Consider the following 12,559-nt stretch of genomic DNA (forward strand, 5'->3'; position numbering starts at 1 on the left):
ATGGATAGTGTGCTTCCTTTTAGTTTCTTTTCAGAATTTGATATTAATCTTTTTAAAACAGGTAAACACTATCGTTTATACGAAAAATTTGGTTCTCACATCACTACAGTTGATGGAGTAGAAGGTACTTATTTTTCTGTTTGGGCACCTTCGGCAAAATCTGTTTCTGTAATTGGAGATTTTAATCATTGGGTAGAAGGAAAACATCAATTATATGTACGATGGGATGAGTCTGGAATATGGGAAGGTTTTATTCCAAACATAAGAAAAGGAAGTGTATATAAGTATAAAATTCACTCTAACCATAATGATATTAAGACAGAAAAGGCAGATCCTTATGCCAGACGGTGCGAACATCCTTCAAAAACAGCTTCTGTTGTCTGGGATGATAATTATAATTGGGAAGATGTAGTATGGATGAATAAACGCAAGGAGCATAATGCTCTTGATGCTCCTTATTCTATTTATGAAGTGCATTTGGATTCCTGGAAAAAAAAGATAGAAGAAAATCGATCTTTATCATATATAGAACTGTCTGATGAATTGGTTTCTTATGTTAAAGAAATGCAGTTTACCCATGTAGAATTGATGCCCGTGATGGAGTACCCTTATGATCCCTCATGGGGATACCAGATTACCGGATATTTTGCGCCCACATCTCGTTTTGGATACCCAGAAGAATTTAAAGTATTAATAGATAAGCTTCATCAAAACGATATTGGAATTATCTTAGACTGGGTACCGTCGCATTTTCCCGAGGATACTCATGGTCTTGGTTTTTTTGATGGAACATGTCTCTATGAACATCCAGATAAGAAAAAAGGATACCATCCCGATTGGAAAAGTCTAATATTTAACTACGAAAGAAATGAGGTAAAAAGTTTTCTGATTAGTAACGCCATTTTTTGGCTGGATCAGTATCATGCTGATGGGTTACGAGTAGATGCTGTAGCTTCTATGCTATTTTTGGATTATTCTCGTGAAGATGGAGAATGGGAACCCAATATATATGGCGGGAGAGAAAACCTCGAAGCTATTGCTTTTATGAAAGAATTAAATGAAGAAGTATACCGTAGTTTTCCTGATGTACAAACCATAGCAGAAGAATCTACATCGTTCCCTATGGTTTCTAAACCCACTTATCTGGGAGGATTAGGGTTTGGGATGAAGTGGATGATGGGGTGGATGCATGATACATTACAGTATTTTGCAAAAGAGCCAATTTATAGAAAACACCATCAGAATGACCTTACCTTTAGTATGACCTATGCATTTACCGAAAATTTTATGCTTCCGCTATCACATGATGAAGTAGTTCATGGTAAAAGCAGTATAATTGGAAGAATGCCAGGAGATGAATGGCAGCAGTTTGCTAACCTTAGACTGCTATATACGTATATGTTCACACATCCGGGAGCAAATCTGCTTTTTATGGGAGCAGAACTAGGACAGCGAGAAGAATGGGATTTTCAGAATAGCTTAGATTGGTATGTGCTTCAGTATACCTATCATTCTGGAATTCAGAAAATAATAAAAGATTTAAATATATTATATAGGAAACACCCTGCATTATATCAACAACAATTTAGTACTTCTGGTTTTGAATGGATAAGTTATGATGATCATGAGAATTCGGTAATTGCATATATCAGAAAAGGAAATGATAAAGAAGATCCTTTGATTATTGTTTGCAATTTTACGCCAATACCAAGAACAAATTATCGTATAGGACTGCCTGGTAAAGGAAGATTAATACCATTATTTAATAGTGATGCTATAGTATATGGAGGTAGTGGTATTTCTAACCAAAAAGAAATAGCTATAGAAGTAAAAAAATGGCATTACCAAAAATATTCTGTAGAGATTATCATTCCACCATTAGCAGCAGTTGTATTTAAAATCAATACGTAAGTATATAATAATTTTATAAACAATTAGGAGTTTCCCGAATCTAACTAATCGAAAAAAGAGAACAGATATGATTATCAATACAGAACTAGAACAAAAAGGAAATTTGTTTCCTGGTAAGATCATTTCCTTTTCGCAACATGTAGATACTCTAAATTTTACTACAGAAAACGGAGTAATTCTACAGGTTACCATTCTAAGAGGAAGTGTAATTCGTTTTCGATATGCAACCGATAATAATTTTGAAAAAGATTTCTCTTATGCTATAAGTGAAACAGGAGCTAGGGGATATAGTATGTTAAAAGTCGACGAGACTGATGCAGAATACACCATTACAACTTCAAAAATTAGTATTTGTATTGCTAAAGCAAATATTCATGTAACTATTTATGATAATGAAAATAACATTATTTGTAAAGATGACTGGGGTTTTCATTGGGAGCAAAGCTATGAATATGGAGGGAATATTGTAAAAATGAGTAAATCTGCACCTCAGGGTGAGTGCTACTATGGCCTTGGTGATAAACCAATGCATCTTAATCTAAAAGGAAAACGTGTAGAAAATTGGGCAACCGATCAATATGCCTTTGGCAAAGACCAGGATCCACTATATAAGAGCGTTCCCTTTTATATCGGAATGTATGAAGAAAGAGCCTATGGGATATTTTTTGACAATACGTTCAAAACCTTTTTTGATTTTTGTCATGAGAGACGTAATGTAACCAGCTTTTGGGCTCAGGGAGGAGAGATGAACTATTATTTCTTTTATGGGCCTAATATGCAAGATGTGGTAACACGATATACAGATCTAACTGGTAAGCCCGAATTACCACCACTATGGGCCTTGGGGTATCATCAATGTAAATGGAGTTATTATCCAGAGAAAAAAGTAAAAGAAGTAACTCATAAGTTTAGAGAGCTTCAAATCCCTTGTGATGCCATATATCTTGATATTGATTATATGGATGGTTTCAGGTGTTTTACCTGGAATAAAGAATATTTTCCTGATCCCAAACGTATGGTAGCAGAGTTGGCAGAAGATGGATTTAAAACAGTGGTTATCATTGATCCCGGAATTAAGATTGACGACGAATACGATGTGTATCAGGAAGCGATGAAAAATGATTATTTCTGTAAAAGAGCCGATGGCCCCTATATGCGAGGAAAAGTATGGCCTGGAGAATGTTTCTTCCCAGATTTCACCAATCCAAAAGTAAGAGAATGGTGGGCTGGATTATTTAAAGAAATAATTGATGAAATAGGAGTGAAAGGAGTGTGGAATGATATGAATGAACCTGCCGTGATGGAGGTTCCCGGAAAAACGTTTCCAGATGATGTACGCCATAGTTATGATGGTAACTATTGCAGTCATAGAAAAGCACATAATATATATGGAACGCAAATGGCCAGAGCCACTTATGAAGGAGTAAAACGATTTGCATATCCTAAGCGACCTTTTATTATTACACGATCTGCATATTCTGGAGCACAACGTTATACTTCTTCATGGACGGGAGATAATGTGGCTACCTGGGAGCATCTGTGGATTGCCAATATTCAGGCACAGCGTATGAGCATGAGTGGTATGTCATTTACAGGTAGTGATATTGGGGGATTTGCAGAGCACCCAACAGGAGAACTATATGCCCGATGGATTCAACTGGGAGTATTCCATCCGTTCTGTCGTACACACTCCTCTGGAGATCACGGTAATCAGGAACCTTGGACTTTTGGAGAAGAAGTGGTAGATGTTACCAGAAAATATGTAGAATTACGATATCAACTATTGCCATATTTGTATACCATGTTCTGGGAATATGCAGAGGCAGGAATCCCAATGCTAAAATCTTTGGTATTATATGACCAGGAAGATTTACAAACTCATTATAGGACCGATGAATTTATATTTGGAAACCAAATTCTGGTATGTCCAATACAAGAGCCTAATGCCAAAGGTAGAAGAATGTACATTCCAAAAGGATATTGGTATAACTACTGGACTAGAACATATGTAAAAGGAGGGAAAGAACAATGGGTAGATGCTGATCTGGATATTATTCCATTATTTATTAAAGAAGGAGCAATTATACCTAAATATCCAATACAACAGTACGTAGGAGAAAAGAAGGTCGAAGAATTAAAACTAGAAGCATACTATAAACTAGGAAACAAAGAGGTATCCAAAGTTTATGAGGATGCCCAGGATGGGTATGATTATGCCAAAGGAAGATATAGTCTTAGAAGTTTTTCCTTTACAGGGAAAGAAAATGAAGTTATTATTCAACAACATAAAGATGGTAGTTATGTTACAGAATATGAAACGATGCAAATAGAACTGGTAGGGCTTCCCTTTAAAATAAATGAAATTGAAATTGACAATGTTGTAGTTTCATTTGAAAGTGTGCGTTTTGATACGAAAAATAATATACTAAGTGTTCCTAAAGGTTTTACAGAACTTCATATTATAGCGAAGTAATTACCTTTTATCGAACAATAAAGCATTATATAGATTTTTTGAAAGAAATATTAGCTATTGTTTTTTGAAGGTAGCCTGTTATTTTCGTAATTTTAACAAAATGAAAATTCAAGATTAATATTAATATATGAACATGCGAAAATCTATAGTCCTATTAGGAACTGTTTTATTATTTATGTCCTGTGCGACAAATCCATTTACTGGTAAACAAACATTGGCATTAGTCCCTAATTCTCAGATATTACCAATGGCTTTTCAGCAGTATAATCAATTCTTAGGAGAGAATAAGGTTATAAAAGGAACATCTGACGCACAAATGATCACTCGAGTTGGCCAAAAAATAGCAAAAGCATCAGAACGCTGGTTAAATGCTAATGGCTATCAAGGGTATCTTAAAGATTATAAATGGGAGTATAATCTTGTAGATGATAAAACTGTGAATGCCTGGTGTATGCCTGGAGGTAAAATTGTATTCTATACCGGGATTTTACCGATTGCAAAAAATGAAACTGGTATTGCTGCTGTAATGGGGCATGAGGTTGCTCATGCATTAGCAAATCATGGTCAACAGCGAATGAGTGCTGGTCAAATCCAACAAGTAGCAGGAGCGGCAACTGCAATTGCAGTAAGCGGGAAAGATCAAAAGACACAACAAATCGTTGGTACTGCATTTGGTTTAGGAAGTCAATTTGGAGTAATGCTGCCTTTTAGTAGAAGTCATGAAACAGAAGCAGACCGTATAGGATTACAACTAATGGCAATCGCTGGTTACAATCCTGATGAAGCTGCAGAATTGTGGAAACGTATGAAAGCAAATAGTGGAGGACAAGCTCCACCAGAGTTTATGAGTACCCATCCATCAAGTGATACACGTATTGCTAATCTAACAGCATGGGCCCCTGCAGCAAGGGCTGAAGCCAAAAAATTTGGGGTAACCTCTTTTAAATAATTGTAAAGTTTATAATCTTAAAAAGATTATACTTACTTTAGAAGCTGTTCTGAGCAAATTCAGAACAGCTTTTTTTTATATAAATTGTCATATTAAATCACTACTCGAAGTGATTATTATCTGATGGATATATCTTAATTTTATAAGTAAATGAGTAAACTACTACCAAAAGGGCATAAAAAATTATTAAATGCCTGGGCTTTCTACGATTGGGCAAATTCAGTATATAACTTAACGATTTCTTCAGCGGTTTTTCCCATTTTTTGGGGAGCACTCACTATAGTTAGAAATGATCAGGGAGAAATTGTTAATGATACAGTACGCTTCTTAGGATACGATTTTAATAATGATTCTTTAATAAGTTATGTCACTGCTTTGGCATTTCTAACCGTATCTATAATTAGTCCATTACTTTCGGGAATAGCGGATTATGTGGGGAACAAGAAGAATTTCCTTAAATTTTTCTGTTATTTAGGTGCATTATCGTGTATTGGCCTTTATTGGTTTAATCTCGAACACCTTTGGTTTGGATTACTATGTTACTTCTTGGCCCTAATTGGTTTTTGGGCTAGTTTGGTATTTTATAACTCGTATTTACCAGATATCGCATTTCCAGAACAACAAGATGCTATTAGTGCCAAGGGATATTCTCTTGGGTATATAGGAAGTGTAATTTTATTGATTATTAATCTTGTTATGATTTTAAAATATGAATGGTTTGGTTTTGAAAGTGAAGGTGTACCAACGAGATTATCTTTTGTTATGGTAGGAATTTGGTGGATTGGGTTTAGCCAATACACATATTATTATCTTCCAAAAGGGAATAAGAAAGATGTACTAACCAAAGCTGTTGTTTTTAATGGCTTTAAAGAGCTAAAAATGATATGGAAAGCACTTCAAAACGATATACGACTTCGCAGATATCTAAGTGCGTTTTTTGTATATAGTATGGCAGTACAGACCATTATGCTTATTGCAACTTATTTCGGAATCGAAGAATTAGACTGGGGAGAACAAAACGCAACTACCGGTTTAATTATAAGCATCCTGCTAATTCAGCTTGTTGCCGTACTGGGAGCGTATCTTACTTCTAAAGCGTCTTCAAAATTCGGAAACATACAAACATTGATTGTAATTAACTTTATCTGGATTGGTATTTGTGTCTATGCGTATACAATTACGACTCCATTTCAGTTTTATGTTACCGCCGCAATTGTTGGTCTTGTTATGGGGGGTATACAAGCATTATCAAGATCTACATACTCAAAGTTATTGCCAGAAGATGCTATCGATACGGCCTCATACTTTAGTTTTTATGATGTATCAGAAAAAATAGGTATTGTAATTGGGATGTTTTCATATGGAATTATCGCTCAGGTAACTGGGAGTGTACGATATTCGATTCTTTTCTTAATCCTTTTCTTTGTGGTTGGTCTTGTCTTATTATTCAGAGTACCAAAAACAAAATGATTACATACTAAAACCTTGTAAGGTTTTTATAATAATAAAAAAAAGGGTAAAAGCGGATAAAAATCTTTTATCCTTTTTTTGTGTATTTCATCTAGTTTTTAAGATTATTTAGTCTGTGATAATTAAATATCATTTTGAAATATAATAATATTGGAAACGTTATCGTTATTAGCTACTTTTATATAATAAAACTCATGACAATGAAAAAACTTATGTTAGCGTTGGTAGTTGTACTACTAGCTTCCTGTAATACTACTCAACAAACCGTTATTGCAGCAAAAAAGACCCTGAAAGGGGAGTGGTCTCTTGACAAAATCTCTTATGACCGTCAGGGAATATTTGAAGTAAATCTCTATAATGATGCCTCTGCAGAATGTTTTACTGGAAGTATCTGGAAATTTATCCCAAATAATAATACCGGAAAGTATGAAGTAAATCAAAGTAGTTGTGTTTCTACAGGAGCAAGAAACTTTAGATTTACAATTCCTAAGCCCGAGGGTAATGGAGCATATTATTTTATGTTTAAACCCATAAACGAAAAGAAAAAAAGCACAAATAATAATGCTGGTTACAGAATGCTTTTGGATCACCTTGATGATACCACTATGACATGGAAAATGACTGTAAGTCTAGAAGGGAAACCTTTTGTAATCACCATGAATTTTAATAAATTACAATAAACTCAAATCGATAAATGATGAAGACAAATCTTAAAAAAATAGTGGTTGCTGTAATGGCTGTTGCAATTTTAACAAGTTGTGAAGCCGTTAAAAACTCAAATAACACACAAAGAGGAGCGGTAATTGGTACTGCAGCTGGAGCTGTGATAGGAGGAATTATAGGAAATAATGTAAAAAACAAGAACTCTGCACTTGGTGCCGTAATTGGTGGTGTCGTAGGAGGTGTTGCCGGTGGTGTTATCGGTAAACAAATGGATAAACAAGCTCAGAAAATTGAGTCAGAAATACCAGGAGCCGAAGTAACAAGAGTAGGAGAAGGTATTGATGTGGTATTTGATGAGAATAGTGGAGTATATTTTGCTACGAATAAATCTACTCTTAATTCGAAGTCTAAAACTAATCTTAACAAATTAGCTGGTATTTTTAAAGAATATCCAGATACTAATATTATTGTAGAAGGACATACAGATAGTACAGGTGATGATAGCTATAATATGTCATTATCTCAAAAAAGAGCAAATGCTGTTACAAACTATTTAATATCTCAGGGAATAAGCAAGAGTCGTTTAACGACTTATGCTCACGGAGAGACACTTCCAAAATATGATAATGCAACTCCAGAAGGAAGAGCTAAAAATAGAAGAGTTGAACTTGGTATTGTTGCTAATGAAAAGATGAAGCAAGATGCGCAAAAGCAAGTAAAGCAGTAAACTTTTGTAATAAAACATTTAAAATCCCGACTATACAGTCGGGATTTTTTTATGCTTAATTTTTAATGTATCTTCAATACTTGGACAAGTATTCACACATAATAATCATTGGCGGAGGGCTCGCCGGACTAACCAATGCTATTCATTTGGTTAAAGCAGGTATTCCTGTTACACTTATCGAAATGAATGTATATCCAAAACACAAAGTATGTGGCGAATATATATCTAATGAAGTACTACCATATTTTGAATTTTTAGATATAGATATCAATGCTTTACAGCCTACCAGAATTTCAAAATTTACTATAAGTACACAAAAAGGAAAGTGTATACAAAGTACATTACCCTTAGGAGGTTTTGGAGTTAGTAGATATGCTCTTGATCATTATCTATGGGAAAAAGCAGCGGTAGCAGGAGTACAGTTAATACAAGATCAGGTAACCGATGTGCATTATCATAATAATAGTTTCCAAATTAAAACAGCTGTCAATGGTGTACTAACCAGTGATCATGTTATTGGCGCATATGGAAAGCGAACTCTATTAGATAAAGTTTTACGACGAGATTTTAGCTATAGAAAATCCCCGTGGTTAGCTGTTAAGGCTCACTACAAAGCTGATTTTGATTCAAATACGGTCTCATTACATAATTTTGAAGGAGGATACTGTGGTCTTTCTATGGTAGAAAACAACATCGTAAACGCGTGTTATTTGGCTACCTATGACAGTTTTAAAAAATATAAAGACTTAGATGCATTTCAAAAGGAAGTCCTGTGCAAAAATCCACATTTAAATGCATTCTTTAAGAACGCCGAATCATTATTTGATATTCCTATTACGATAAGTCAGATAAATTTTGATAAGAAAAACCCTGTTGAAGATCATGTCTTTATGACCGGAGATGCTGCTGGTTTAATTCACCCTCTTTGTGGTAATGGTATGGCAATGGCAATACAAAGTGCACAGATACTTAGTGAACTACTAATACATAATTATAATCAGGGTGTAATAACGCCCAGAAAAGTAATAGAAATAGAATACACCAAACAATGGAATAAAGCATTTTCTAAAAGATTGTATACTGGTAGGGCATTACAAAAAATCTTATTAAATGATAGATTACAACAGCTTTCTTATACAATAGCTAATACCATACCAGCTATTGTACCTAGAATTATAAAACAAACCCATGGAGAGCCTTTGATATGCTAGCAAATTTACAATATAGGAGTAATGAGGCAGAACTCATGGACAATCCAGAGATTGAAGAAAAGGCTTTACAAATTGCATTATCTGATATTTCGAGAGTAAATAAATGGTTGGGAGGTAATGCAATTACCAATAAGGCTATACACACTTTGGTCAAAAACCTCAATCCTTCACAAGAGATTACAATTCTTGATTTAGGTTGTGGTGATGGTGAGATGTTAAGGGCAATTGCAGATTCGTTTAGAAAAGAAAAAAGAAACACAAATCTTATAGGTATTGACCTGAATAGCAAATGTTTAGATTACGCTATCAAAATGAGTACTTTATATCCAGAAATATCATTTTTTAACAAAGATATTTTAGAAATAGAAGCTTCAGAGTTTTCTTGTGATATCATTATCTGTACATTAACATTACATCATCTTAGAAACGAAGAGATCAAAAAAATTATAAAAAAAGCTATTAACCTGGCAAAAACTGCAGTTGTGATCAATGATCTTCACCGTAGTACATTGGCATATTATCTTTTTAAAATATTCAGTTTCTTTTTTATTAAAGGATATGTAGCGAAAAATGACGGATTGGTTTCTATAAAAAGAGGATTCAAAAAGAAAGAGTTATTATATTTTGCCAAAGCACTTCATTTACAAGAGTATAAAATAGATTGGAAATGGGCTTTCCGGTATCGGTGGATTATAAAAACCGCAAGTAAATAAAATTAAAAAAGCAAGAAAAATTGAGTGTAAAAATAACTGCTGTAACTAAGCAACTTCCACAATACATGCGGGAGACAAAAGAAATATTACCCTTTGTTTCTCAATGGTTATCAGGTCAGAATGAACGTTTCAAACGTAAAGTGATTAAGATTTTTGAGAATGCTGCAGTAGATCGTCGTTATGGCATTATGAGTATCGAAGAAGTGTTTTTGGCTACCTCTTTTGAAGAGAAAAACGACATTTATATCCGAGAAGTAAAGAAATTAGGAACTTCTGTTTTAAAAAAAGCATTAGAAAAAGTCGATTGGGATCCCAAATCTCTTGATTACATTATCACTGTAAGTTGTACAGGTATTATGATTCCTTCTATTGATGCATTTATTATTAACGACCTTAATCTCAAACAAGATATTGTAAGACTGCCTGTTACAGAAATGGGGTGTGCAGCGGGTGTTTCGGGAATTATTTATGCGAGAAATTTTCTACAAGCCAATCCGGGAAAGAGAGCTGCGGTTATTGCTATAGAATCACCTACAGCAACATTTCAGTTAGATGATTACAGCATGACAAATATGGTAAGTGCTGCCATTTTTGGTGACGGTGCAGCATGTACATTGTTATCATCAGAAGAAGATGCTACAGGCCCAAAAATTATAGGAGACGAGATGTATCATTTTTATGATGCAACGACAATGATGGGTTTTAAGCTAACTAATGGGGGCTTACAAATGATATTAGACCCTAAAGTGCCAGAAACTATTGCCGCCCATTTTCCTAATGTAATTCATCCTTTTCTGGCAAAATATAACAAAACCATTGAGGAGGTAGATCATCTTATTTTTCATCCCGGAGGAAAAAAGATAGTACAGACGGTAGAAGAGCTTTTTGGATATTTAGGTAAGAATATAGAGGATACAAAGGCCGTTTTGATGGAATATGGCAATATGAGTAGCGCCACGGTGTTGTATGTATTAGAACGATTCATGGCGCAAAACCCGATGCCAGGGGAAACAGGACTTATGCTTAGTTTTGGACCAGGATTTTCTGCGCAACGAATATTACTGGAATGGTAAAAATTACTATTTTTTCATTTCCGCGTAGGCGAAATATTATTTATATAAAACAAATATTAAAAACTTAGATGTGTGAATAACGATTTTGTAAATAAAAATGAATGGGCACTCATACTGGGTGGTAGTAGTGGTTTGGGCTTAGCTTCTGCCAAAAAACTGGCTTTGCACGGTATGAATATTATCATTGTACATCGCAATCGTAAAAGTGAAATGAACCAAATCGAAGCTGATTTTATAAAAATAAAAGAAACGGGAGTTGGTTTTCTTTCGTTAAATATAGATCTTTTGAAGCCTGAAAAACGAATGGAAGCTATAGCAAAAATAGCAAATATTATAGACGAAGGGCGTATAAAAACAATTGTGCATAGCGTTGCAAAAGGCAACCTAAAACCTATGATTGATGCAACGCATGTATTGAAGAATGATGATTTTCATTTAACTATTGATGCTATGGCAATCAGTCTTTATGATTGGGTTACTTTGGTATTTAAAGCGGCATTGTTTGCAGAAGATGCTAGAGTTATTTCTTTTACAAGTGAAGGAAATACGAAAGCCTGGAAGAATTATGCAGCTGTTTCTGCTGCCAAAGTAGCTCTCGAAGCTATTACCAGAAGTATAGCGTTAGAATTTGCACCTTATGGCATTAAAGCCAATTGTCTGCAACCTGGAGCAGTAGATACTCAGTCATTACGAATGATACCTGGTCATGAACAGATTATAGAGCATAGTCTAAAACGTAACCCGTTTAATCGAATTACGACACCAGAAGATGTAGCGAACGTGGTGTATTTACTATGTAGAGAAGAAGCCTCCTGGATTAATGGTTGTGTGATACCTGTGAATGGAGGAGAACATTTAAACTAAAACAAGTGAAATGAAAAATATAGTAATTCTATGTCTACCCATTGTCCTTTACATTCTGTCTTGCAAAGAAGATAACAATAGTGCGGGAGATGTAGTTGCTGGTGTAAATGATAATAAAGCAGAGGTTATAAGTGTCGAGGTAACAGGAGAAGAGAATAAGTATTCTTTTAATGTTGGTATTAAGAGTCCGGATCAGGGATGTGATCAATATGCTGATTGGTGGGAAGTTATTTCTGAAGATGGAGAATTGCTCTACAGAAGGATTTTGGCACATAGTCATGTAAATGAGCAGCCTTTTGTGAGATCAGGAGGGCCTGTTCCTGTTAAAAAAGATCAAATCGTGTATGTGCGTGCACATATGAATACAAGCAAATATGGCAATAAAGTGTTTAAAGGCAATGTAAGCGAAGGATTTACAAAAAGCACTTTAGAAAGTGAATTTGCTAATCATTTAGAAAGAACACAACCGCTTCCTGATGGATGTGCGTTTTAAACTCGTTTAATT

General features: G+C 34.7%; 11 protein-coding genes. All 11 read left to right on the forward strand.

The window, feature by feature from the left end; all coding sequences use genetic code 11:
• Nucleotides 1-1,911, forward strand: a complete 1,911-nt coding sequence (gene glgB, locus NNL09_RS20320; protein ID WP_196910120.1) for a 1,4-alpha-glucan branching protein GlgB — start codon at nt 1-3, stop codon at nt 1,909-1,911.
• A gap of 67 nt (nt 1,912-1,978) precedes the next feature.
• Entirely contained in the window at nt 1,979-4,384 is a 2,406-nt protein-coding gene (locus NNL09_RS20325; protein ID WP_196910119.1) for a glycoside hydrolase family 31 protein, read from the forward strand.
• A 127-nt stretch (nt 4,385-4,511) separates the two neighbouring features.
• Nucleotides 4,512-5,333, forward strand: coding sequence for a M48 family metallopeptidase (locus tag NNL09_RS20330; protein WP_025663917.1), 822 nt, complete (start codon nt 4,512-4,514; stop codon nt 5,331-5,333).
• A gap of 150 nt (nt 5,334-5,483) precedes the next feature.
• On the forward strand, nt 5,484-6,803 hold the full coding sequence (locus NNL09_RS20335; RefSeq protein ID WP_025663918.1) for an MFS transporter: 1,320 nt from the start codon (nt 5,484-5,486) through the stop codon (nt 6,801-6,803).
• Nucleotides 6,804-7,003: 200 nt separating this feature from the next.
• Nucleotides 7,004-7,483, forward strand: coding sequence for a lipocalin family protein (locus tag NNL09_RS20340; RefSeq protein WP_025663919.1), 480 nt, complete (start codon nt 7,004-7,006; stop codon nt 7,481-7,483).
• Between the two features lie 17 nt (nt 7,484-7,500).
• Nucleotides 7,501-8,193 (forward strand): OmpA family protein, encoded by a 693-nt coding sequence (locus NNL09_RS20345; RefSeq protein WP_025663920.1) that lies wholly within the window; start codon nt 7,501-7,503, stop codon nt 8,191-8,193.
• An 80-nt stretch (nt 8,194-8,273) separates the two neighbouring features.
• On the forward strand, nt 8,274-9,404 hold the full coding sequence (locus NNL09_RS20350; RefSeq protein ID WP_231389108.1) for an NAD(P)/FAD-dependent oxidoreductase: 1,131 nt from the start codon (nt 8,274-8,276) through the stop codon (nt 9,402-9,404).
• Entirely contained in the window at nt 9,398-10,117 is a 720-nt protein-coding gene (locus NNL09_RS20355; protein WP_196910117.1) for a methyltransferase domain-containing protein, read from the forward strand. The genes NNL09_RS20350 and NNL09_RS20355 overlap by 7 nt, the downstream gene beginning before the upstream one ends.
• A gap of 20 nt (nt 10,118-10,137) precedes the next feature.
• The gene (locus NNL09_RS20360) at nt 10,138-11,190 is read left to right on the forward strand and encodes a type III polyketide synthase (RefSeq protein ID WP_196910116.1); all 1,053 of its coding nucleotides are present in this window, start codon (nt 10,138-10,140) and stop codon (nt 11,188-11,190) included.
• Nucleotides 11,191-11,262: 72 nt separating this feature from the next.
• Nucleotides 11,263-12,054, forward strand: a complete 792-nt coding sequence (locus tag NNL09_RS20365; protein ID WP_196910115.1) for an SDR family oxidoreductase — start codon at nt 11,263-11,265, stop codon at nt 12,052-12,054.
• A 10-nt stretch (nt 12,055-12,064) separates the two neighbouring features.
• Nucleotides 12,065-12,547, forward strand: a complete 483-nt coding sequence (locus NNL09_RS20370) for a hypothetical protein (RefSeq protein WP_196910114.1) — start codon at nt 12,065-12,067, stop codon at nt 12,545-12,547.
• Nucleotides 12,548-12,559: the final 12 nt, after the last annotated feature.

It is taken from the genome of Aquimarina sp. EL_43 (assembly GCF_943422735.1).
In the GTDB taxonomy this organism is placed as follows: domain Bacteria; phylum Bacteroidota; class Bacteroidia; order Flavobacteriales; family Flavobacteriaceae; genus Aquimarina; species Aquimarina megaterium.